Here is a 22,140-nt window from a genome sequence, read left to right as displayed (position 1 = left end):
CGCCTCATGCCCGCTCCCCGACCCGCGGCGGGTGGAAGCAGGCGGCCAGATGCTCCGGCTCCGCTCCCTTGGCCTCGAGCGGCGGACGCTCGCTGCGGCAGCGTTCATCGGCGGCGGGGCAGCGCGCGGCGAAGGCGCAGCCGGGCGGCGGGTTGAAGGGGTCGGGCAGCTCCCCGCTCTCGGACTCCGGCACCAGCACCGGCTTGCCCGGCACCGGCGCCGAGTCCAGCAGCAGGCGGGTGTAGTGGTGCGCAGGCTGCGCGAAGATGCGCTTGGCCGGCCCGACCTCGGCCAGGCGGCCGAAGTACATCACCGCCACCCGGTCGCTCACGCTCTCCACCACCGCCAGATCGTGGCTGATGAAGACGTAGGTGAGGCCAAAACGCTGCTTCAGGTCGTCGAGCAGGTTGAGCACCTGCGCCTGCACCGAGACGTCCAGTGCCGAGACCGGCTCGTCCAGCACGATCAGCTTCGGGCTGGCGGCCAGCGCCCGGGCGATGCCGATGCGCTGTGCCTGGCCGCCAGAGAACTCGTGCGGATAGCGCTGCAGGAACTCCGGGCGCAGGTTGACCGCGTCCATCAGCTCGGCCAGCCGCGCCTCGCGCTCAGCCCGCTTCAGACCCAGCAGATGGATCAGCGGGGTTTCCAGGATGGTGCGGATGGTCTTGCGCGGGTTTAGCGAGGAAATGGGGTCCTGAAAGACATACTGGATCTGCCGCGCCATCGCCTTGAAGTCCCGGCGCACCGCCTCGGCCAGATCCTCGCCCTGAAAGTGGATGGCGCCGTCGGTGGGGCTGTCGAGCCCGGCCAGCATGCGCGCCAGCGTGGACTTGCCGCAGCCGGACTCGCCGACGATGCCCAGGGTCTCGCCCGGCTGCACCTCGAGGCTGACGCTCTGGACTGCGTGGACGGCCGGGCGCGGCTTGCCGAAGAGGCTCTTGCCGCCGCCAAAGCGCCGCTCCACCTGCTGCATTTCGACCAGCGGGGACGTATCAGGCATGGCCGTATCAGGCATGTGCTGCGGCCTCCTCACCGGCTTCCAGTGGGAAGAGACAGCGCGCGGCGCGCCCCGGTGCCACCTCCTGCAGGGTGATCTCGCCGCGGCGGCAGCTCTCCTGCGCCCGGGGACAGCGCGGGGCGAAGGCGCAGCCCGGCGGCAGGTTGTCCACCGAGGGCGGGAGCCCCTCGATGGCATCCAGCCGCCGCTCGCCCTGGCCCAGCACCGGCACGCAGTCGATCAGCTTGCGGGTGTAGGGATGCGCCGGCGCGTCCAGCACCTCCTCCGTGCGTCCCGTCTCCACGATGCGCCCGGCGTACATCACCGCCACCCGGTCGCAGAGCGCGGAGACCACGCCGAAATCATGCGTAATGAAGAGGATCGAGGTCTGCTTGTCATGGCGCAGCTTGTTCATCAGGGTCAGAATCTGCGCCTGCACGGTGACGTCGAGCGCGGTGGTGGGCTCATCCGCAATGATCACCTCGGCGTCGTTGGCGAGCGCCATGGCGATGCAGACCCGCTGGCGCATGCCGCCGGAAAGCTCGTGCGGATAGGCGGACAGCCGCCGCCCGGCATTGGGAATGCGCACCAGTTCCAGGAGTTCACGCGCCCTCGCCTGCGCCTTGGCGCGGCTGAGCGGCTGGTGGGCCCGGATGGCCTCGATCAGTTGATCGCCGACGGTGAAGAGCGGATGCAGGCTGGACAGGGGGTCCTGGAAGACGTGGCTCACCGGCCCGCCGCGTAAGCCGCGGATGCGCTCGTCCGAAGCCGCCAGCAGGTCCTCGCCCTTGAGCAGGATCGCCCCGCCCACAATGCGCCCCGGCGGCGTGGGCACCAGGCCCATGATCGACATGGCGGTCACCGACTTGCCGGAGCCGGACTCGCCCACCAGGCCGAGGCATTCGGTCTGCCCGAGCCGCAGGTCTACACCGCCCACCGCCTCCACCTGGCGCCGGCCCATGCGGAAGGCCGTGCGCAGGCCGCGGACCGAGAGAACGGCCTTCCGGTCCTCAGCATCTTCCGCCGGCACAGACGCCGGATCGCGCTCGATCGCCGTGCGCGCCACCGGGCGGGTCAGGGCGCCGGACTTCAGGCGCGGGTCGAGGACGTCGCGCACGCCGTCGCCGAAGAGGTTGATGCTCATCACCAGCAGGAAGATCGCCAGGCCCGGGATGATCGCAACATGCGGCGCGTTGAACAGCACCCCGCGGCCGTCGCCCAGCATGGAGCCGAGGTCGGCCTGCGGCGGCTGCGCGCCCAGGCCCAGGAAGCTGAGCCCCGCCGTCTCCAGGATCATCCAGCCCACGGTGGTGGACATGGTAATGACGATGACCGGCAGGACGTTGGGCAGGATCTCGGTGAAGAGCACGCGCGCCGGCGACTTGCCGGCCAGCCGCGCCGCATCGACGAACTCCCGCCTGGCCAGGCCCAGGGTGACGCCGCGGATGTTGCGGGCGAAGAAGGGGATGTTGACGAGCGCAATGGCATAGAGCGCGTTGATCAGCCCCGGCCCCAGCACCGCCACGATGGCCAGCGCCAGCAGGATGTAGGGAAAGGCCATCAGCATGTCGATGCCGCGCATCATCAGGTTGTCGACCCGCCCGCCGGCGAAGCCCGCCAGCAGGCCGATCAGCGAGCCGAAGAAGGCAGCGATGATCGTCGCGGAGAGTCCCACCGCGATGCTGACCCGCAGGCCCGAAAGGATGCGCGAGAGGATGTCCCGGCCCAGGGCGTCGGTGCCCAGGAGGTGCCCCTCCGTCAGCGGCCGCAGCAGGCGGTTGGAGGGGTCCGTGGCGTTGGGGTCGTGCAGCGGCAGCAGCGGGGCGATCAGCGCCAGCAGCAGCAGCGCAACCAGGATGAAGAAGCCACCGGCTGCCATGCGATTGTTCAGCAACAGGGCGAAGGCGCTGGGCCGCCGGTTGTCCTTTCGCTGGCCCGTCATCGCCGCAACCTCGGATCCAGGGTCGACTGCACCACGTCGGCAGCCAGATTGAAGAGGACGTAACTGGCGGCGACCACCAGAACCCCGCCCTGCACCAGCAGGAGGTCTCGGGTGGAAATGGCCTTGACCAGCATGGCGCCGATGCCCGGCCACTGGAACACCGTCTCGATGTAGACGGCCCCGCCCAGCACGAAGCCGGCCTGGATGCCGATCACCGGGATCACCGCCACCAGGGCCGATTTCGCCGCATGGCGGTAGACCACCCGCCGCTCGCTCAGGCCCTTGGCGCGGGCGGTGCGGATGAAGTCCTGGCGCAGCACCTCGAGCATGGCCGTGCGGGTCAGGCGCGAGATCACGCCCGTGGCCACGGCGGCGAGGGTCACCGCCGGAAGGAGGAGGTGGCGCAGCAGGTCGGGCAGATCGCCGCCGCCGTAGATCGCGTACATCCCGCTGGCGGGCAGCAGCTTGAGATTGACCGCAAAGACCAGGATCAGCAGCAGTCCGAGGAAGAAGGAGGGGGTGGAAATGCCGATCAGCACGAAGAAGGTCACGATGCGGTCGGTCCAGCCGAACTGACGCACCGCCGAGACGATGCCGGCCAGCAGGCCGAAGACCGAACAGAGCAGCAGCGCCGTGCCGGCGAGAATCAGGGTGGCGGAGAAGCGCTCCAGCACCTCATCGATCACCGGACGGTTGAGCGAGTAGGAGCGGCCGAACTCCCCCTGCAGCAGGTTGCCGAGCCAGACCAGGTACTGCTCCGGCAGGGAACGGTCGAGCCCGAGCTGGCGGTTGAGCCGCTCTACGTTCTCGGGCGTGGCGTAGGAGCCGAGAATCGCGGTGGCCGGATCGCCGGGTATCATCGCCATAATCAGGAAGACGATGAGCGTCAGCCCCAGCAGCACCGGCACCAGCGCGATCAGGCGTTTGAGGATATAGCCGCCCACGACTGCGTCCCCCGAATGGGCACGGGTCCGCCCGCCCGTTGACGGACGGACCCGGCCGGACCTACTGCTTGGTGACGTCGTGCAGCATCAGGAAGAAGGAGGGCTGCAGCCGGAAGTCCTGCACGGCCGCAGTGGTCACCGCGCCCTGCTTCCAGTTGGCGACGAAGGCCCAGGGGGCATCCTCCTGCACGATCGCCTGCATCTCGCGATAAAGCTCCGCCCGCTCCTCCGGATCGGTGGAGATACGCGCCTGGTTCAACAGGGCATCGACCTCCTCGTTGGCGTAGTAGCCCGAGTTGAAACCGCCCTCTTCCGGGAAGGCCTCGCTGCGCAGGGTGAGGAACGGCAGGGTGTCCGGATCGTTGGTCATCCAGGCCATCTCGGCCATGTCGGCCTTGCCCTCGAGCCCCGGGTTCACCTGATCGAGGAAGGTGTTCCACTCATAGGTCTCGATCTCGACCTCCATGCCCACCTCGGCCAGGTCGGCCTGGATCGCCGTGCCCATGGCGACGGGGTCGAGCATGCCCGAGCCGCCTTCGGTGACATAGAAGGTCACGGTCTCGCCGTCATAGCCGGCCTCTTCCAGCAGCTCGCGCGCCTTGTCCGGGTCATGCGGATAGGGCTCGAGCTCCTCGTTGTAGGCCCAGGCGAAGGCCGGCGCGATCGGACCGGCGGCGATCTCGGCCGTGCCCTGCAGCACGTCCTCCACCAGCGCCCGCTTGTCGATGGCGTAGTTCACCGCCTGGCGCGCCGCCTTCTCGGTGAAGGGCCCCTCGCGCATGTTGAGGATCAGGAACCAGACATGCGGGCCGGCCTGCTCATGGACGGCGAAGTCCGAGGCATCGCGGAAGTCGCTCATGGAGTCCGGCGGCACCTCGACCATGATGTCGAGCCCGCCTGAGAGCATTTCCGCCACCCGGGTGTTGGAATCGGTGATCGGGCGGAAAACCACGGCCTCCGGCTGCGGCGCGCCGTCCCAATAGTCTTCGTTGCGGGTGACCACCACGCGCTGATTCGAGGCCCACTCCTCAAACTTGTAGGCGCCGGTTCCCACCGGGTTGCGGCCGTAATCCTCGCCCTGCTCCTCGACGGCAGTCGGCGAGACGATCAAGCCGGTGGGATAGGCCAGGTTGGACAGGAAGGGCGCGAAGGGCTCGCTCAGCGTGAAGCGCACCGTGAGCTCGTCCACCGCCTCGACCGAGTCCACGGCCGAGAAGAAGAAGGCCAGCGGGAAGGGCCCAGTGTCGTGATAGGGGTGTTCCTCGTCCAGCATACGCTCGAAGTTGAACTTCACCGCTTCGGCCGTCAGCGGCGTGCCATCGTGGAAGGTCACGCCCTCGCGCAGACTGAAGGTGTAGACCGTGCCATCCTCGGAGACTTCCCAGGAGTCCGCCAGAGAGGGCTCGACCTCCAGCGTACCGTCGGCATAGCGCACCAGTCCGTCGTAGATGTTGACGAGGATGCGGAAGTCGTTGACCGCGGTGACGGCCTGGGGATCGAGCGACTGCGGCTCGGCAATCTGTCCCACCACCAGCACGTTGGGCGGGGTCTGCGCCGCTGCCGGCATGGCCAGGGCGAGCGCGGTGCCGGCGAGCGCGATCTGGAGCGATCGCTGCGCCATACGAAGCATTGGAAACCTCCCTCCTGCGAAAGCGTGATCCGTTAATTAATCCTGAAAATTTTGTGACAAGCAACCATTGATCATTATAAATTCTGGGTTCGGAGATACCTCCACTCTCCTTCCTGCCTCGGGAGACCCAGAATGACGGACACTTCGGCCGCGAAGATCGATGCGGCGCGCCTGAGCAGCCTGCTCGACGGCCTGAACCAGTTCGGACGCAATCCCGACAGCGGCGGCTTCAACCGCCCGGGCTTCTCCGATGCCGACCTGGCCGCGCGGCGCTGGCTCTCGGCGCGGATGGAGTCGGAAGGCCTGAGCGTGCAGTGGGATGCCGCCGGCAACGTCTTCGGTCGTCTGGGCCCGGAAGATCGCCCCTCGATCATGGTCGGCTCCCACGCCGACACGGTTCCGGAAGGCGGTGCCTTTGACGGCACTCTTGGCGTGGCCGTAGCCCTGGAGTGCGTCCTGGCGCTGCGCGATGCCGGCACCCTGCCCGACTATCCCATCGAGGTGGTTGCGACCAGCGAGGAGGAGGGGCGCTTCGGCGGCATGCTGGGCTCCCAAGCCATGGTCGGCGCGATCACACCGGAATGGCTCGAACAGGCGGCTGATGCCAACGACGTCCGCCTCTGGGACGTCATGCTGGCGCAGGGCCTGGACCCATCACTCATTCCAGGTGCGCGCCGTGAACCCGGTAGCGTACGCGCCTTCCTGGAACTGCACATCGAACAGGGGCCGGTGCTGGAGCGTCGCGGTACGAGCATCGGCATTGTCGACAGCGTATCCGGTGTGACCAACTGGTCTGTGTCCCTGTTCGGCGAAGCCAACCATTCCGGCACCACGCCCATGTCGATGCGGGCCGACGCCTTTGCCGGTCTGGCCGAGGCAGCGGGTCGGATTCCCGACATCATCGTCAAGCTGGGCAGCGAGCAGTCGCGCATCACCATCGGCAAGGTCGATCTGCAGCCGAACTTTCCCCATACCGTGCCAGGGCAGGCCGACTTCTCCGTGGTGCTGCGCGACACTGACGAGTCGATCATGCGAGCGCTGTGTGCAGCCTTCCGGGAGACGGTCGAGCAGGCCTGCCGCAACCACAACCTGACCCACGAGATCATCGAACGCAGCTGGCTCGAGCCCGTGCGCCTCGACCAGGGCATTGCGCGGCTCCTGACCGAGGAGGCCGCAGCGCTCGGCCTCAGCCACATGATCATGCCGTCGGGCGCGGGCCACGATGCCCAGACCATGCAGGCACTCTGCCCCTCGGGACTGATCTTCGTGCCCAGCCGGGGCGGCGTGAGCCACGCGCCGGAAGAGTGGACCGACTGGCCGGCCATCCTGGACGGTGCGCAGTTGATGCTGAACGCCCTGCTCCGCCTCTCTCGGGCCGAGACCTGATCACAGTCGGATGGTCTGCAGCCGCGCAGCCTTCTTGCGTTGATGTTCCGCCCGCCGCTTGCTTAGCTCCGGTTCCCGCCGCACGCGTGTCGCAGCAGCCAGGAGAGAACGAGCAGATGGGTCCTGTTATCGATCCCGTTACCCCGCATGAGCAGCTACCGGACAAGGTCGATGTCGTTGTCATTGGCGCCGGCATTATCGGCACCTGCACCGCGCTCTTCCTGGCCGAGCGGGGTGTCTCCGTGGCGCTGTGCGAAAAGGGCGAGGTCGCCTGCGAGCAGTCGAGCCGCAACTGGGGCTGGGTGCGCACCACCGGCCGCGACAGCCGGGAAATGCCCCTGATCCAGGAAGCCCAGCGCCTCTGGGACGAGATGAACGCCAAGACCGGAGCGGATACCGGCTTGCGGCGACCGGGCATCGCCTATTTGGCGGACAGTGACGCGAAGGCAGAGGGCTTCGAGCGCTGGCTGGCCATGGCCAAGGCGCATCAGGTGGATTCGCGCCTCGTCACCGGCGCGGAGCTGGAAGCGCTCATGCCCGGCGCGACTCGAACCTACAAGGCGGGACTGCTAACGCCGAGCGACGGGCGCGCCGAGCCGCAGAAAGCCGCCCCGGCCATCGCCAGCGCGGCCCAACGTTTGGGCGCAAAACTCTTCACCCGTTGCGCCGTGCGCGGCCTGGAAAGCGAGGCCGGACGCGTGTCGGCGGTGATCACCGAGCGCGGGCGTATTGCCTGCTCCTCGGTGGTACTGGCGGGCGGAGCCTGGTCGCGGCTCTTCTGCGCGCGCCATAGCCTGACGCTGCCGCAGCTCACCGTGCGGGCTTCGGTCTTCCGCACGACACCTGTGGAGGGCGGGCCGGACAGCAATCTCTGGACCCCGAAGGTGGCATTGCGCAAGCGCCTGGACGGCGGTTACAGCATCGCCAACGGCCACGCCAACCTGGCGGAGATCGTGCCGGACCACTTCGCCTTCTTCTTCCAGTTCCTGCCGGCCCTGCGCGCCGAACGCGGCAGTCTGAAGCTCAAGCTCAGCAGCCGCTTTATCGAGGAACTGCGCCGGCCCAAACGCTGGGCACTCGACGCCCCCTCCCCCTTCGAGGCAAATCGCTGCCTCGATCCCGATCCGGTGGACTCGATCAATCAGGAGGCCTGGGACGACCTGCGCCAGCTCTTCCCCGTGTTCCAGCAGGCCCAGATCGCCCAAGCCTGGGCCGGCATGATCGACGTCACCCCGGATGCGGTTCCGGTCATCTCCGAGGTGGAGCAGCAGCCGGGCTTTTTCGTCGCCACCGGCTTCTCCGGCCACGGCTTCGGCATCGGGCCCGGTGCCGGCAAACTCATGGCCGAGCTCGTCACCGGCGCCCCGCCCTGCGTCGACCCGACGCCGTTCCGATTCAACCGCTATTCCGATGGCAGCAAGCCACGGCTGGAGATCTATTGATCCTGCCCTTTGCCTGCGCGGAGAGCGGCTGAACTAAATGCCCCTTACGCGTAGAGCCAGGGCTGGCTGGCCTGCTGCTTGGCCTCGAAGGAGTCGATGGCCGGGGCCTTCTGCAGGGTCTGGCCCACGTCGTCGAGGCCGTTCAGCAGGCAGTGCTTCTTCCAGGCATCCACCTCGAAGGGGATGACTTCGCCGTCCGGACCCTCGATGGTCTGGCTTTCCAGGTCCACGGTCATGGTGGCGTTGGCGCCACGCTCTGCCGCTTCCATCAGCTTGTTGACCTGCTCTTCTGGCAGCACGACGGGCAGGATGCCGTTCTTGAAGCAGTTGTTGTGGAAGATGTCGGCAAAAGAGGGCGCGATGACGCAGCGGATGCCGGCATCGAGGAGCGCCCAGGGGGCATGCTCGCGCGAGGAGCCGCAGCCGAAGTTGTCGCCGGCAATGAGAATCTTGGCGTCCTTGTAGGCCGGGCGGTCGAGCACGAAGTCCTTGCGGCTGCCATCCTGATTGTGGCGCAGGGCGTAGAACAGCCCTTCCGACAGACCGGTGCGCTTGATCGTCTTCAGGAAGCGCGCCGGGATGATCATGTCGGTGTCGACGTTCACCATCGGCAGCGGTGCGGCGACGGCGGTGAGCTTGTCAAACTTTTCCATTTTTCTCGTCCTTTATCGCCGTCTCAGCAGGCCAGTTCGCGCACGTCGGCCAGGTGACCGTAGATGGCCGCGGCGGCGGCCATGGCGGGGCTCATCAGGTGGGTCCGGCCACCGGGGCCCTGGCGGCCCTCGAAGTTGCGGTTGGAGGTGGAGGCGCAGCGCTCGCCCGGCTCCAGCTTGTCCGCGTTCATCGCCAGGCACATGGAACAGCCCGGCTCACGCCAATCGAAGCCGGCTTCCGTAAAAATGCGATCCAGCCCCTCGGCTTCCGCCTGTTCCTTCACCAGGCCGGAGCCCGGAACGATCATGGCATAGACGCTTTCGGCGACCCTACGGCCCTCGACCACCTGCGCCACTTCACGCAGGTCCTCGATGCGGCCGTTGGTGCAGGAGCCGATGAAGACCTTGTCGATGGCCACGTCGGTCAGCTTCTGCCCGGCCTTCAGCCCCATGTACTCCAGGGAACGTTCGATCGCCTTGGCCTTGTTGGCGTCGCGACCCGCTTCGGGCCCGGGAATGCTGCCGGTGATCGGCAGCACGTCTTCCGGGGAGGTGCCCCAGGTGACCAGGGGCTCGATCTCCGAGGCGGAAAGGTGCACTTCCTTGTCGTAGTGCGCGCCCTCGTCGGACGGCAGGCTGCGCCACAGCTCCACGGCCTGTTCCCAGGCCGCGCCCTTGGGTGAAAACACCCGCCCCTTGAGATACTCGAAGGTGGTGTCATCCGGCGCAATCAGGCCGGCACGCGCGCCCGCCTCGATGGACATGTTGCACACCGTCATGCGCCCTTCCATGGAAAGGCTGCGAATCGCCTCACCGGCGTACTCGATGACGTGCCCCGTGCCCCCTGCGGTTCCCAGACGGCCGATGATCGCCAGGATCAGGTCCTTGGAAGTGATGCCGACCGGCAGTGGCCCGTCCACGCTGACGCGCATGTTCTTGGCCGGGCGCTGGTACAGCGTCTGGGTGGCCAGAACGTGCTCCACCTCGCTGGTGCCGATACCGAAGGCCAAGGCCCCGAATGCACCGTGGGTCGAGGTATGGCTGTCGCCACAGACGATGGTCATCCCCGGCTGGGTCAGGCCCTGCTCCGGCCCAATGATATGCACGATGCCCTGGCGCACGTCATTCATGGGGATGAAGGGCACGTCGAAATCGGCGCAGTTCTTGGTCAAGGTGTCGACCTGAATCCGGCTTTCCTCGTCCGCGATGCCCTGGGCCCGATTGCTGGTGGGCACGTTGTGGTCGGGCACCGCCAGCGTGGCGTCCGGGCGGCGGACCTTGCGGCCAGCCAAGCGGAGACCTTCGAATGCCTGGGGCGAGGTCACCTCATGCACGAGGTGACGATCGATGTAGAGAAGGCAGGTGCCGTCCTCCTGTCGATCAACCACGTGGGCATCCCAGATCTTATCGAACAGTGTCCGCGGTGCGGCCATGACTCTCTCTCTCCCGAAGGGGCTCAAGGAATTGGACTGAGCACAGCAAAGCTGCGCCGGCGCACGCATTCGCCCTCGTCGCAGCGCCTGTTCTACGGAACCGGAGAATAGCGCCTGCCCCCCGGCATCGCAATTCTCGGAAACTTCATTGCGTCGCATGACGCAAGGGCGCTATGCATTTGCGTAAGGGATGCGTTCTTGACGCCGACAGATGCTTGAAGAAGATCGGCGAAATGTGGGAGGGGATCGATATGACCGTCGACAACAAGACTCTTTTCGCCCTGGTGGACCGGGGCGATCTGGCTGGCGTGACAAAGGCCCTGGAAGCGGGAGCCAGTGCGCAGGCGGAGGACCGCTTCGGCGTGAGCCTCACCCACCGCGCCGCTGCGGGCGGGCACGCCGAGTTGCTGCGCCTGCTGCTTGCGCGCGGCGCCACGGCGGATTGCACCAGCGACGTTGGCAACACCCCCCTCATGCTGGCTGCCGCCAATGGCCATCTGCCGGTGGTGGAACTGCTTCTGGCCGAAGGTGTGGATCCGGAACGGGAGAATCGTTGGGGCTACCGCGCCGCGGCCTGGGCCGACTGGTCCGCCAGCGCTGCCGACATCAAGGCCGTCATTCAGGCCGCCCAGGGGTGACCCCGGCCGGCGGCTTTCGGCGACCGACCGGGCGCAAGTTTGATCGGCCTAACTCTTGCCACGTTCTTGCGCAAGAAGAGGTTCAGCGACGCAGCACAGCTTATGCTGCTTTGCAACATGGGCGGCAGTTATGGCTAACCGCCTGCGTTTGCCACGATTTTCATAGGATCGCATACAAACGGTAAATTTTTTTGTTGCATTGCAGCGTCTCATGAGACATATACTGCATTGCGGCATGAACGACTCAGGTTGCTTCTGCCGCACGTCTCTAAGGGCGTTTCCTCCCTAGACTTGGGCCGTGCCTCGCGCACGGCCTTTTTTTTGGCCATCCCAGAGGCCACACCGGCGACTGGCGCCCTACTGATGTGCCGCCTTGCGAGGCCGCCCCCCTTTGGATCCATTGGCACGCGATGCGGCTGCTTTGGCAGCAGACGTGGCTTACCCGGCACGACGCGCCATCCATGCTTTCGTTCCGAAGAGACCCGCCATCAGGTCCGGCAAGGAAAGGTCGACGTCCAGCGCTTCCCAGTGCAAACCGTAGCCCTGCCCAAAAATTTCCACAGCAGCGAGCTGGTCCTGGGAAGCCGCTTCAAGGCCCTGCGCCAGATGCGGCGGGAAGGCAAAGGTGCAGCCATTCTCCAAATCGACGATCACTCGATCCGCTGCACTGCCATAGCGTGCAGCGGCAGCGCGCGGCTCATTGGCTCGCGCAATTCGGCCTCGCTCCAGCGCAGCATCGATTGCGGCATCGCTCAACTCAGCCATGTATGTCCCTCCATCGCGCCAGGGGAGCGAGGCAGCATCAGCATCAGACGGGTTCAGGTTAATGCAGCCCCAGGTCCCCGCTACTGGTCCTCCGGGTCTTCCCGCCCCTTGGTAAAGCGCTGTTCGAGGCGCCCCAACAGCACCATGACGATCAGGCCGGTCGCCATGGCAATCGCCCCGACGGACCAAAGGCCGAGGCCACAGGCAACCCCGACGGCGCCAGCCAGCCAGAGCCCCGCCCCCGTGGTCAGACCCTTCACGCTGCCGCGAGACTGGATGATCGCGCCGGCCGCGAGGAAGGCCACCCCGGCGGTCACGGCCTCGATCATGCGGATGGGGTCGACGCGAATGTTGTCGCCCTGAATGATGTCCGCGTGGGTGATCTCCAGCGTGAGGATCGAGAAGAGCGCGCTGGCCAAGGACACGAGGATATGCGTGCGCAAACCGGCCGGACGACGGCGCCACTCCCGCTCGAAGCCAATCACGGCGCCCATCATCGCGGCAAGCAACAGGCGGATTGCGATGGTGTCCAGCGGCAGATAGGGCCAAGAGGTCACGTCGAGCAGCGAGGATTCCATGCCAACTCTCCCGATGTCGGGCCGGAGGCAGCCCGGATTCAATCTTGGGGCGGTCGGCTGGCCCCCTCGCCCAGCGGCCGTTGCAACAGCACTGTATCGAGCCAACGTCCGAACTTGAAACCGACGTTCTCGAAGGTACCGACCCGGCGAAACCCCAGGGCCTCGTGCAGGGCAATGGAGCCGGTGTTGGCACTGTCGCCCACCACCGCCACCATCTGGCGCCGCCCGGCCCGGGTGGCTTCGTCGACCACGGCGGCCAGCAGCGCCCGGCCAAGACCCTGGCCGCGGGCCGCCGGATGCACATAGACCGAATCCTCGACCGTGAAACGATAGGCCGGGCGCGGCCGATAGACGCCGGCATAGGCATAGCCCAGCACCTGTTCGTCCCGCTTGGCGACAAGCCAGGGCAAGCCCGCGTCGAGCACCGTGCGACAGCGCCGGGCAAAATCCGCTCCATCCGGCGGCGCCAGTTCGAAGGAGGCCGTCCCCTGCTCGACCTCACGCGCGTAGATAAGGCGCATGGGTTCGAGGTCGGCCTCCAGCGGACTGCCAATCTCTACACCGGGCAGTGCCGGAGATTCACTGGTCATTGTGCAATCAGATCCTTGGAATCCACGGTCGCCAGGGCCTCCAGCAGTCCCGGCATCAGACCGGCGAGACGGCGGAGCCCTGGGCGGCGGCGAATGGCAGCCTCGTCCATGTAGAGGGCGCGATTAATCTCAATCTGCAGCGCATGCACGCCTTCGTTGGGCCGGCCGTAGTGGCGGGTCACGAAACCGCCGGAATAGGGCTTATTGCGGCGTACCCGATAGCCAGCGCCGCGCAGGTTCTCCAGCGCCGCCTCGGTCAGCGTCGGCGCACAGGCCGTGCCATAGCAGTCGCCCAGCACAAAATCCGCCGCTTGCTGCATACCACCCGAGTCACGGCTGCCTGTGGTCGAGGGCATGGAGTGGCAATCCAGCAAAATGCAGTAGCCGAAGCGACGGCGCGTTGCGTCGATCAGCTCGGTCAGGTTTCGATGATAGGGGTAGTAGTAGAGCCGGATACGCTCCAGCGCTTCGGAGAGCGCCAGCTTACCGCGATAGATCTCCGCCCCATTGGCGACAACGCGCGCGATGGTGCCCAGCCCCGCCGCCACCCTGGGCGAGCGGGTGTTGGCGAAGTCCGGCAAGGGCGCATCGAACATCGCCGGATCGAGTTCATAGGGTTCGCGGTTGGGATCGACGAAGGCCCGCGGGAAGTGCGCACGTAGGAGCGGCGCGCCCAGCTGCGGCGCGCAAGCGAAGATCTCATCCACGAAGCTGTCTTCCGACCGGCGCAGCATAAGCGGGTCGAGCCTGGAGGCTGCGAGGAACTCCGACGGGTAGCGGGACCCGCTGTGCGGCGAAGACAGCACCAGCGGCAGGGTCTGCCGGGCCGGCTGCAGAACCTCGTGTCCCGCAATGAAGGGCTGTGTGTCGGAGACGGCGACGGACGCGTCCATGGCTGTCCAAAGTTGCGAATGCTTCTCTTCCAGGTTTACGTGAAAGGGGTGTGCGTGTCACTCATCGCAATCACCCTGCCCCTTGCGCCCCTCCTTCCAGATCAGGCGAGACAATGGATTTGCCCAGCCCCCTCCACCGCGGCCGACTGCTGCGCCGCTACAAGCGCTTTCTGGCCGATGTGCGCCTGGATGACGGCCGGGAGGTCACCGCCCACTGCGCCAACCCCGGCTCCATGCTGGGCCTGCTAGCCGAGGGGGCCGAGGTCTGGCTGGCCGGGAACAGTGACCCCAAGCGCAAGCTCGCCTGGTCCTGGGAGATGGTGCGCGCCGACGGAGTGCTCGTCCCGGTCAACACCAGCAATCCCAACCGCATCGTGCCGGAAGCTCTTGCCGCCGGCGCCCTGCCGGAACTGTCCGGCTATGACCTGATTCGCCGCGAGGTGCGTTACGGCCAGGGCAGCCGTATCGACCTCTTGCTGCAGGGGCCCGAGCGGCCCGCCTGCTATGTGGAAATCAAGAACGTCCACCTGCGGCGCGACGGCATGGCCGCCTTTCCGGACAGCGTGACCGCCCGCGGCACCCGGCATCTGAAAGAACTCGTCGACATGGTTGGCGCAGGCGCCCGCGCGGTGCTGCTCTTTATCGTGCAGCGCGAGGACTGCGAGGCCTTCACCGTGGCGGGCGACCTCGACCCGGCCTACGCGGAAGCGCTTGAACTTGCCGCGCGCGCCGGTGTCGAGGTGCTTTGCTACGACTGCAGTGTCACCCTCGAAAGCGTAGACCTGCGCCGCTGGCTGCCCACGGCCTTCGATTGGAAGAGAGCACTTTAGGCTGGCATCAGGCCTCGGCCTCACGGGCACGCGCCCTGCGGCGGGCCCGGGGCCGCTCAACCAGCGAATAGAGCGCCGGTATCACCACCAGGGTCAGGATCATGGAGGTGATCATGCCGCCGATGATCGCCGCTGCCATGGGCGCCGTGGTATCGGCACCGGCACCCAGCCCCAACACGGCCGGCACCATGGCCAGCACCAGCGTCATGGAGGTCATGATCACCGGCCGGAAGCGCAGCGGACAGGCGGCCAGCAACGCCTCGTCGACTCCCATATCGCGCTTTTCGCGATACTGATTGGTCAGGTCGACCAACAGAATGCCGTTCTTCGTCACCAGCCCCATCAGAAGCAGCAGGCCGATCATGGAGTAAATGTTGAGGCTGTAACCGCCGATCCAGATGCCCACTATCCCGCCGACCAGCGCCACGGGCTGGGCCGCCATGATGAAGAAGGGCTGGATCAGGGAATTGAACTGGCTGGCCAGGACCATGTAGACCAGCGCCACCGCCAGCAGCAGCACGAAGAGCATGGCATCGGCGGTCTGGCGCAGTTCCTCCGCCTCGCCCACCAGTTCCAGATTGTATCCCAGCGGCAGCAGGTCGGCGGCGTGGGCCTCGACCCTCTCGATGGCTTCGCCAAGTCCGATGGCCGGTGTTGCGAAGAACTCCGCGGCATAGGTCATGCCATAGCGCGCGATCACGGCCGGACCGGTTCGCCGCTCGAAGTGCGCAACGGTATCCAGACGCACCAGTTCACCACTGCCGGTGCGCAGATAAATCTTGTTGATGTCCTCCGGGCTCTCGAAGGTGCCGTCGATCGCCTTGACGCGCAGATTGTAGCGCTGGCCGTCGCCCGGCCAGTCGTTGTAGCGTGCCACGTTGACACCGCCCATCAGCGCATTGGTTGTCTCGGCAATCTGCTCTGCCGAAAGACCCAGACTACGCGCCCGGTGGCGATCGATCACCAGACGGACTTGAGGCAGGTCGAGTTCCAGCTCGAGATCGACCGAACTCAAGGCATCATCGTTCTCAAGCCGCGCAAGCAGCTCGGACGAGAGTTCGTTGACCCGGCCCAAATCATCGCCGGTGAGCACAAACTGCAGCGGCTCGCCGCGTTCGCCTCCCAGGAAGGGAATGTCGGACGCGAAGGCACGCACGCCGGCCAACTGATCCAGCTTTGGCTGCAGACGCTCCATGATCTCCTGCTGCGATGCATCCCGCTCATCGCGATCCGCCAGTGTCACGAAGACAACGCCTGAACTGACCTGTCCGTCCCGGCCCAGCCCCAGGGCCGAAAAGGTGGTGGCGACCGTCTCGTCGGCCTGCAGCAATTCCTCCACTCGTTCCAAGCGCGTGGCCGTGTAGTCCAGGCTGGAGCCCAGGGGGGCCTGCACGCTCACCGTAAACTGTCCGGTGTCTTCCCGCGGGGTAAACTCCGCATCGATGTTGCGCAGTGGCCAGAAAGCCAGCGCCAGAGCGAGCGCCACCAAAAACAGGACGGGCAGACGCGCCTTCAAGGTGAGTGCGAGCAGACGCCGGTAGCTGTTCTCCATCCCCGCCTGAATGCGCTCCAGAGCGCGGTAGACCCGGCCATGGTCCTTGCGCACCTGCAGGAAGCGGGAGCAGAGCATGGGCACCAGGGTTAGCGCGACCAGGGAGGAGGCCAAAATGCCGAAGGTGACCACCACGGCGAAGGATTCGAAGAAGCGCCCGATGATGGCGTCGAGAAACAGCACAGAGACAAAGATCGACACCAGCGCCAGAGAGGTGGCGATGACGGCCATGAAGACCTCGTCACTGCCGGCGATAGCGCCATCCCAGGCGCCCCGTCCCTCGCTTTCGCGGTGCCGGTAGATGTTTTCCAGCACCACGATCGCATCGTCCACCACGATGCCGATGAGCAGCAGCATCGCCAGCATGGTGACGGAGTTGAGCGTGTAGCCGAAGAAGTAGATGACCGCGACCGAGGCCATCAGCGATATGGGGATGGAGAGCGAGACGATGAGGGTGGAGCGCAGGTTCTTGAGGAAGAACCAGATCATCAGCGCGGTCAGCACGACCCCGAGGAAGATCGTCAAGAACAGACCTTCCACCTGCTCCTGGATGAACACGGACTCATCATAGGCGATCGAAAGCTCGAGACCGGGGGGCAGCGCCGGGGCGATACGAGTCTCGACCCGCTCGCGGATCTCCGCTGCGATGGCAGCAGTGTTGGCCCCGGGAATCTTGACCACGCCCAAGCCAACGGTCGGCTCGCCGTTGAAGCGCGACAGGCGACGTCGGTCTGCCGTCCCGTCGACGACGCGTGCGACATCCCCAAGGGTGATCAAGGCCCCTTCCTGCTCGGCGATCAGCAGATCGAGCAGGGCGACGGGGTTGTGGAACTCCAGATCGAGTTGGATCTGCTCCTCGCGCTGGCCGGCGATGAGAAACCCACCCGCCATCATGACGTGCTCTTCGCGCAGCGCGGAGATCAGCTCCGTCACCGTGACGTCGTGCGCGGCCAGCTTCTCCGGATCGACCTCGACGCGGATGTTGCGGATCTCACCGCCGCCATACTGGATCTCACCCACGCCGGAAACGCTGCGGATCTGCGATCGGATGACTTGGCGCGCATAGGTATCGAGATCCTGCAGCGTCCAATCGCCGGTCAGAGACAGCCAGACCACCGGCTGCGAAGCCGAGTTCACCTTCTCGATGACCGGATTGTTTGCATCCTCCGGCAGCGTGCTCAGGCGGCTTACGCGCGCCTGCACCTCGTTGAAGGCAACGTCGATGTCCTTGCCCAACTCGAAGGTGATCGTGACGATGGAGGCGCCCGGCACCGAGATCGATCGGATATTGCGAATGCCCGGCACAGCATTCACGCCGCGCTCCATAGGCTCCGAGATCGAGGAGTCGACGATCTGCGCATCAGCACCGGAATAGGTCGTGCTGACGCTGATCACCGGCAAGTCCACGTCGGGCATGCGGTCCACGCCGATGCTCCGCATGGAAATCGCTCCGAAAAGCACGATCAGGGCGCTGAGCATCACCGCCAGGACGTGACGGCGGACGGAGACTTCGGGCAGATTCACCGGATCAGCTTTCGCTCTCGGCTGCGTCAGGAGGCTCGCCGCCGCTGCCGTTCGGATCAGGCAGCTGGTCGTCAGACGCCGGCTGCGCCTCTACCGCAACGCCGTCAGCCAGGAACCCGGCGCCATCGATGATAACGCGCTGGCCTGGCTCCACCCCCTCGCGCAACTCCACCCAGGAGGCGGTTCTTCGGCCGAGCACGACCGGTGTTTCAACGGCCACGCCCTCCTCTTCCACGTAGACCACGTCACCGTCGGGGCGCAGCACCACCGCCTGACCAGGAACCACCACGCTTTCGCGCAGCTCCAGAACAACTTCGGCATGCACGCTGCCCCCCGGTCGCCAATCACCGGGATTGCTCAGCTCGGCCAGAGCCACGATCGCACGGCTATCCTGGCCGACCGTGGGCAGCAGCGCCGATATTTCCGATTCAACCGTGGCCTCGTCGGCACCATTGCCATAAAGCCGAACCGCCTGACCAACCTCCAGCCGGTCGCTCAGCCGTTCCGGGAATCGCATCTCCACTTCAAGCCGGTCGCCGCGCACGATGCGGAACATCTCCTGTCCGGCCGACATGTATTCGCCTTCGCTCACGTAGCGGGCGTCGATCCGGCCGGCAAAGGGGGCCAGGATGGTGCTGCGATCGCGATTGAGCTGACTGCTTGCCAGCCGTGCGCGGGCCATGATCAGAGACTGCTCCAGGGCGACGAGGTCGGACTCTGTCTGCTGCATCACAGCTTCCGGCACGTGCCCACCCTCACGCAGCTGGCGCTGGCGATCCACCTCGGCTTCCTTGGTCTCGATCTCGGCGGTCAATTGCCCGATCTCGGCCCGGGCCTGGCTCAGCTGCAGCTCAAAATCGAGGGGATCGATGACCGCCAGTTCTTCGCCGAGCTCCACTTCATCGCCCTCGGAGACCCGGATCTCGATCAGACGCCCTTCCACTTCCGCGGAAATGGTCGTATCGGCACGCGCGCGCAGCCGCCCCAAAGAGCGCTCCAAATCCTCGACCGGCTGCAGCTCGCTCTCCATGACCGTCACCCGAGGAGCCGGCGGCCCCGCATCGGTTTCATCGGTTTCCGCCTCGCTGCAGGCGGTCAGCAGAAGAACTGCACTCAGGGGCAAGAGCCAATGGATCCGCGAGAAACCGAAAGGGAAAGGGAACATAATCTTCCGTGTCAGATGTGTCGGGAAGGAGGCTGCTGCCATCGGGAACCATACCACTTTCGGCCCGGAAACGAAGGCGGACCAAGGGGTTTTTTGCGCCTGCCAGCAGGATCTGAAGTCAATCGTATTCGGGCAGCAGTGCAAGTTGAGCGCCGCTGACGGCCAGCCTGAGGCTGTCTGCCGTACTGTCCTCGATCACAATAGCGCTCAATGGAACGACGAACTCCCGGCCGCCGAAACCGAGAAAGCCGCCCTTGCGCGCCAGCAGGGCGATAGGTTCGCCGTCACCGACGAGCACCGCCGTCACCTTGCCCGCGGCGCTTCCATCTGCGTCGCGCAGCGCGCCCCCGATTGCCGCCTGCAGCGACAGGCCGCGATGATACAAGCCTGCCGCTTGATGGCGGTCCAGCGGCATGAGTGCGACGCTGCCGTCATTGGGAGCTGTAGACCGGTTCTCTCCCTCTGCTGAGAAGGGAGCAAGCATCACCGCCAGGTCAGCATTCTCCGCGCCGCGGATCTGCTCATTCTCTGGGGGAACAACGTGAGGATCCAGGTGCGGAAGGTTGTCCTCGGCCGCAGCCGGTGTCGTCAGGACTCCGCCGATCAATCCGGCGAAAACCAGCGTGGTCAGTGAGCCCCTTGTACCGTCCCTGCCTACCATCGTCCGTCACCTCTCGGTTCATTCCTCGAGCGTGACTATCATCTGATGGCTGCAGTTCGTGGCTCAAGCACCCGCGAAAGCTTGCCCCCCGCTTGTCATCCGCGCCTACCACTTTTGGTCACACGCGCGAGAAAGCGAGGAGCTTTGTGTCACCTTCCAGGCCCCACCGGAGGAGCGTCACTCTACGAGAAGCGGGACTTTCGGCTGCGATGAGGAGTCGTCCGGGCCAGAGTTCTTGCGTTTCGTGGCCTTGTCGGGCTCCTCGAAGTGGAAGCTCAGGCCCTCACCGTCGACATCAATGCGCACCGTTCCGCCTTCCATGAGGCGCCCGAAGAGCAGTTCCTCGGCCAGGGGCTTCTTGATGTGCTCCTGGATCACGCGGGCGAGCGGACGCGCACCATAGGCCGGTTCGTAACCCTTCCGTCCCAGCCAGGCGCGGGCCGCATCGCTCAACTCGATGGTCACGTTGCGGTCGGCAAGCTGCGCCTCGAGCTGGATGACGAACTTGTCGACCACGCGGCCAATGGTTTCCGGCGAGAGGCCTGCGAAGGACACCACGGCGTCCAGTCGGTTGCGGAACTCCGGCGTGAAGAGGCGGTTGATCGCTTCCAGATCCTCTTCCGTGCGGACTTCGCGCCCGAAGCCGATCACCGGCTTGGCCATCTCCGCCGCTCCTGCGTTCGTGGTCATGATCAGGATGACGTTGCGGAAATCGACTGTCTTGCCGTTGTGGTCGGTCAGCTTGCCGTAGTCCATGACCTGCAGCAGCACGTTGAACAGGTCGGGGTGCGCCTTCTCGATCTCGTCCAGGAGCAGCACTGAGTGGGGGTGCTGGTCCACCGCATCGGTCAGCAGACCGCCCTGGTCGAAGCCGACGTAGCCCGGCGGCGCGCCGATAAGGCGGCTGACCGAATGGCGCTCCATGTACTCGGACATATCGAAGCGCGTGAGCTCGATGCCCATCGTGCGCGCGAGCTGGCGGGCCACCTCGGTCTTGCCGACACCGGTGGGGCCGGCGAAGAGGTAGCTGCCGATGGGCTTCTCCGGGTCGCGCAGGCCGGCGCGAGACAGCTTGATTGCAGCCGTCAGCGTGTCGATGGCCGAGTCCTGCCCGAAGACCATGGTCTTGAGATCGCGCTCTAGGTTGCGCAGAGCTTCCTTGTCGTCGCGATTGACCACTTTCGGCGGAATGCGGGCGATCTTGGCGACGATGGCCTCGACCTCCTTCACCCCGATCAGCTTGCGACGGCGTGATTCTGGCAACAAGGCCTGGGCGGCGCCGACCTCATCGATCACGTCGATGGCCTTATCCGGCAGCTTGCGGTCGTGGACGTAGCGGTGCGCCAGTTCCACGGCCGTACGCAGCGCCTCATTGGTGTAGCGCACCGAATGGTGCTTCTCGTAATAGGGCTTGAGACCGCGCAGGATCTTCACCGCATCTTCGACGCTGGGTTCATTGACGTCGATCTTCTGGAAGCGCCGCACCAGGGCGCGGTCCTTCTCGAAGTAGTTGCGGTATTCCTTGTAGGTGGTGGAGCCGATGCAGCGCAGCGTGCCGGTCTGCAGCGCCGGCTTGAGCAGGTTGGAGGCATCCATGGCCCCGCCCGACGTCGCGCCGGCGCCAATGACGGTGTGAATCTCGTCGATGAAGAGGATCGCGTGATCCTGCTGCTCCATCTCGGTCATCACCGCCTTCAGGCGCTCCTCGAAGTCGCCGCGATAGCGCGTGCCGGCCAAAAGCGCCCCCATGTCCAGGGCGAAAATCGTGGCCTCGGCCAGCACTTCGGGCACGTCCTTGTCGACGATTCGCTTGGCCAGCCCTTCGGCAATGGCAGTCTTGCCGACACCGGGGTCACCGACCAGAAGGGGATTGTTCTTGGTGCGGCGGCAGAGCACCTGGATGGTGCGCTCGATCTCGGCAGCTCGGCCGATCAGCGGATCGATCCGCCCCTCGCCCGCCTTGCGGTTGAGGTCGACGCAATAGGCATCCAGCGCCTCGCGTCCCTTGCGCACGACCTTCTCGGACTGTGCGTCGTTCTCCGAGCCGTGCACGGTGCGAGCCTGCTCCTTGCCGGAGACCTTGGCGATGCCGTGACTGATATAGTTCACCGCATCCAGTCGGGTCATATCCTGCTCCTGCAGGTAATAGACCGCGTGACTTTCGCGTTCGGAGAACATGGCCACCAGCACGTTGGCGCCGGTCACCTCGGCCCGGCCCGAGGACTGCACATGAATGGCGGCACGCTGCAGCACGCGCTGAAATCCGGCCGTGGGCTTACTCTCCCCGGCATGGACGTTGATCAGGTTGCTGAGTTCGTTATCGATGTACTCGGTGAGTTCCGAGGTCAGCCTGTCGACATCGACGCCACAGGCGCGCATCACAGCTACGGCATCGTTGTCCTCACCGAGGGCAAGCAGCAGGTGTTCAAGCGTCGCGTACTCGTGACGCCGCTCGTTGGCCAGCGCGAGCGCTCGGTGAAGGGTCTTTTCCAGGCTGGGGGAGAGCATGGGTCTCGC

Annotated in this window: 18 protein-coding genes; 4 read left to right on the top strand and 14 right to left on the bottom strand. The window is 65.7% G+C overall.

Annotation, left to right across the window (positions count from 1 at the left end):
- Positions 1 to 4: 4 nt before the first annotated feature.
- The 4 genes from P2G67_RS00610 to P2G67_RS00595 form a co-directional block, all read right to left on the bottom strand.
- A complete protein-coding gene (locus tag P2G67_RS00610; protein WP_275819011.1) occupies positions 5 to 1,000 on the bottom strand; it encodes an ABC transporter ATP-binding protein in 996 nt (331 codons plus the stop codon).
- A 7-nt stretch (positions 1,001 to 1,007) separates the two neighbouring features.
- Positions 1,008 to 2,939 (bottom strand): dipeptide/oligopeptide/nickel ABC transporter permease/ATP-binding protein, encoded by a 1,932-nt coding sequence (locus P2G67_RS00605; RefSeq protein ID WP_275819009.1) that lies wholly within the window; start codon positions 2,937 to 2,939, stop codon positions 1,008 to 1,010.
- A complete protein-coding gene (locus P2G67_RS00600; RefSeq protein WP_275819008.1) occupies positions 2,936 to 3,883 on the bottom strand; it encodes an ABC transporter permease in 948 nt (315 codons plus the stop codon). Before P2G67_RS00600 ends, P2G67_RS00605 begins: the two co-directional genes overlap by 4 nt.
- Before the next feature lie 61 nt (positions 3,884 to 3,944).
- Positions 3,945 to 5,513 carry an ABC transporter substrate-binding protein gene (locus tag P2G67_RS00595; RefSeq protein WP_275819007.1) on the bottom strand — a complete coding sequence of 523 codons (1,569 nt, stop codon included), beginning with the start codon at positions 5,511 to 5,513 and terminating at the stop codon, positions 3,945 to 3,947.
- Between the two features lie 132 nt (positions 5,514 to 5,645).
- On the opposite strand from P2G67_RS00595, the gene P2G67_RS00590 reads away from it, so the two are divergent.
- Positions 5,646 to 6,899, top strand: a complete 1,254-nt coding sequence (locus P2G67_RS00590; protein ID WP_275819005.1) for a Zn-dependent hydrolase — start codon at positions 5,646 to 5,648, stop codon at positions 6,897 to 6,899.
- A gap of 116 nt (positions 6,900 to 7,015) precedes the next feature.
- The gene (locus P2G67_RS00585) at positions 7,016 to 8,341 is read left to right on the top strand and encodes an NAD(P)/FAD-dependent oxidoreductase (RefSeq protein WP_275819003.1); all 1,326 of its coding nucleotides are present in this window, start codon (positions 7,016 to 7,018) and stop codon (positions 8,339 to 8,341) included.
- 44 nt (positions 8,342 to 8,385) lie between these two features.
- Here the strand turns inward: P2G67_RS00585 and leuD are convergent, their stop codons facing one another.
- Both leuD and leuC read right to left on the bottom strand, forming a co-directional pair.
- Positions 8,386 to 8,994 (bottom strand): 3-isopropylmalate dehydratase small subunit, encoded by a 609-nt coding sequence (leuD, locus tag P2G67_RS00580; RefSeq protein WP_275819001.1) that lies wholly within the window; start codon positions 8,992 to 8,994, stop codon positions 8,386 to 8,388.
- Between the two features lie 23 nt (positions 8,995 to 9,017).
- Positions 9,018 to 10,427: a 3-isopropylmalate dehydratase large subunit gene (leuC, locus tag P2G67_RS00575; protein WP_275818999.1), complete on the bottom strand. Its 1,410-nt coding sequence runs from the start codon at positions 10,425 to 10,427 to the stop codon at positions 9,018 to 9,020.
- Positions 10,428 to 10,678: 251 nt separating this feature from the next.
- On the opposite strand from leuC, the gene P2G67_RS00570 reads away from it, so the two are divergent.
- Positions 10,679 to 11,065 (top strand): ankyrin repeat domain-containing protein, encoded by a 387-nt coding sequence (locus P2G67_RS00570; protein WP_275818997.1) that lies wholly within the window; start codon positions 10,679 to 10,681, stop codon positions 11,063 to 11,065.
- Between the two features lie 438 nt (positions 11,066 to 11,503).
- Here P2G67_RS00570 and P2G67_RS00565 read toward each other — a convergent pair whose 3' ends face one another.
- From P2G67_RS00565 to P2G67_RS00550, 4 genes are all read right to left on the bottom strand, one after another.
- Positions 11,504 to 11,830: a DUF2442 domain-containing protein gene (locus tag P2G67_RS00565; RefSeq protein WP_275818995.1), complete on the bottom strand. Its 327-nt coding sequence runs from the start codon at positions 11,828 to 11,830 to the stop codon at positions 11,504 to 11,506.
- An 80-nt stretch (positions 11,831 to 11,910) separates the two neighbouring features.
- Positions 11,911 to 12,408: an MgtC/SapB family protein gene (locus P2G67_RS00560; RefSeq protein ID WP_275818993.1), complete on the bottom strand. Its 498-nt coding sequence runs from the start codon at positions 12,406 to 12,408 to the stop codon at positions 11,911 to 11,913.
- Between the two features lie 38 nt (positions 12,409 to 12,446).
- Entirely contained in the window at positions 12,447 to 12,998 is a 552-nt protein-coding gene (locus P2G67_RS00555) for a GNAT family N-acetyltransferase (RefSeq protein WP_275818991.1), read from the bottom strand.
- Complete coding sequence (locus tag P2G67_RS00550; protein ID WP_275818989.1) at positions 12,995 to 13,891, bottom strand: N-formylglutamate amidohydrolase; 897 nt, start codon at positions 13,889 to 13,891, stop codon at positions 12,995 to 12,997. The genes P2G67_RS00555 and P2G67_RS00550 overlap by 4 nt, the downstream gene beginning before the upstream one ends.
- A gap of 113 nt (positions 13,892 to 14,004) precedes the next feature.
- Between P2G67_RS00550 and sfsA the strand changes: the two genes are divergently transcribed.
- Entirely contained in the window at positions 14,005 to 14,721 is a 717-nt protein-coding gene (gene sfsA, locus P2G67_RS00545; RefSeq protein WP_275818987.1) for a DNA/RNA nuclease SfsA, read from the top strand.
- Positions 14,722 to 14,728: 7 nt separating this feature from the next.
- On the opposite strand, the gene P2G67_RS00540 is transcribed toward sfsA, so the two are convergent.
- The 4 genes from P2G67_RS00540 to clpA all read right to left on the bottom strand — a co-directional run bounded on the left by P2G67_RS00540 (position 14,729) and on the right by clpA (position 22,131).
- Positions 14,729 to 17,797 carry an efflux RND transporter permease subunit gene (locus P2G67_RS00540; RefSeq protein ID WP_275818985.1) on the bottom strand — a complete coding sequence of 1,023 codons (3,069 nt, stop codon included), beginning with the start codon at positions 17,795 to 17,797 and terminating at the stop codon, positions 14,729 to 14,731.
- A 4-nt stretch (positions 17,798 to 17,801) separates the two neighbouring features.
- Positions 17,802 to 18,920: an efflux RND transporter periplasmic adaptor subunit gene (locus P2G67_RS00535; protein WP_275818983.1), complete on the bottom strand. Its 1,119-nt coding sequence runs from the start codon at positions 18,918 to 18,920 to the stop codon at positions 17,802 to 17,804.
- Between the two features lie 160 nt (positions 18,921 to 19,080).
- Entirely contained in the window at positions 19,081 to 19,623 is a 543-nt protein-coding gene (locus P2G67_RS00530; RefSeq protein ID WP_275818981.1) for a PRC-barrel domain-containing protein, read from the bottom strand.
- Between the two features lie 177 nt (positions 19,624 to 19,800).
- Complete coding sequence (gene clpA, locus P2G67_RS00525) at positions 19,801 to 22,131, bottom strand: ATP-dependent Clp protease ATP-binding subunit ClpA (RefSeq protein ID WP_275818979.1); 2,331 nt, start codon at positions 22,129 to 22,131, stop codon at positions 19,801 to 19,803.
- Positions 22,132 to 22,140: the final 9 nt, after the last annotated feature.

The organism is Aquibaculum arenosum (genome assembly GCF_029222965.1).
GTDB classification, from domain to species: Bacteria; Pseudomonadota; Alphaproteobacteria; order Kiloniellales; family DSM-21159; genus Aquibaculum; species Aquibaculum arenosum.
The sequence above is the reverse complement of the archived record's forward strand: the minus strand, read 5'-3'. Positions and strand labels throughout refer to the sequence as shown.

Excerpts from the sequence above, each read along its gene's own strand:
- P2G67_RS00610 (WP_275819011.1), bottom strand. The coding sequence starts at position 1,000 with ATGCCTGATACGTCCCCGCTGGTCGAAATGCAGCAGGTGGAGCGGCGC.
- P2G67_RS00605 (WP_275819009.1), bottom strand. The coding sequence starts at position 2,939 with ATGACGGGCCAGCGAAAGGACAACCGGCGGCCCAGCGCCTTCGCCCTG.
- P2G67_RS00595 (WP_275819007.1), bottom strand. The coding sequence starts at position 5,513 with ATGCTTCGTATGGCGCAGCGATCGCTCCAGATCGCGCTCGCCGGCACC.
- P2G67_RS00590 (WP_275819005.1), top strand. The coding sequence starts at position 5,646 with ATGACGGACACTTCGGCCGCGAAGATCGATGCGGCGCGCCTGAGCAGC.
- P2G67_RS00585 (WP_275819003.1), top strand. The coding sequence starts at position 7,016 with ATGGGTCCTGTTATCGATCCCGTTACCCCGCATGAGCAGCTACCGGAC.
- leuD (WP_275819001.1), bottom strand. The coding sequence starts at position 8,994 with ATGGAAAAGTTTGACAAGCTCACCGCCGTCGCCGCACCGCTGCCGATG.
- leuC (WP_275818999.1), bottom strand. The coding sequence starts at position 10,427 with ATGGCCGCACCGCGGACACTGTTCGATAAGATCTGGGATGCCCACGTG.
- P2G67_RS00570 (WP_275818997.1), top strand. The coding sequence starts at position 10,679 with ATGACCGTCGACAACAAGACTCTTTTCGCCCTGGTGGACCGGGGCGAT.
- P2G67_RS00565 (WP_275818995.1), bottom strand. The coding sequence starts at position 11,830 with ATGGCTGAGTTGAGCGATGCCGCAATCGATGCTGCGCTGGAGCGAGGC.
- P2G67_RS00560 (WP_275818993.1), bottom strand. The coding sequence starts at position 12,408 with ATGGAATCCTCGCTGCTCGACGTGACCTCTTGGCCCTATCTGCCGCTG.
- P2G67_RS00555 (WP_275818991.1), bottom strand. The coding sequence starts at position 12,998 with ATGACCAGTGAATCTCCGGCACTGCCCGGTGTAGAGATTGGCAGTCCG.
- P2G67_RS00550 (WP_275818989.1), bottom strand. The coding sequence starts at position 13,891 with ATGGACGCGTCCGTCGCCGTCTCCGACACACAGCCCTTCATTGCGGGA.
- sfsA (WP_275818987.1), top strand. The coding sequence starts at position 14,005 with ATGGATTTGCCCAGCCCCCTCCACCGCGGCCGACTGCTGCGCCGCTAC.
- P2G67_RS00530 (WP_275818981.1), bottom strand. The coding sequence starts at position 19,623 with ATGGTAGGCAGGGACGGTACAAGGGGCTCACTGACCACGCTGGTTTTC.
- clpA (WP_275818979.1), bottom strand. The coding sequence starts at position 22,131 with ATGCTCTCCCCCAGCCTGGAAAAGACCCTTCACCGAGCGCTCGCGCTG.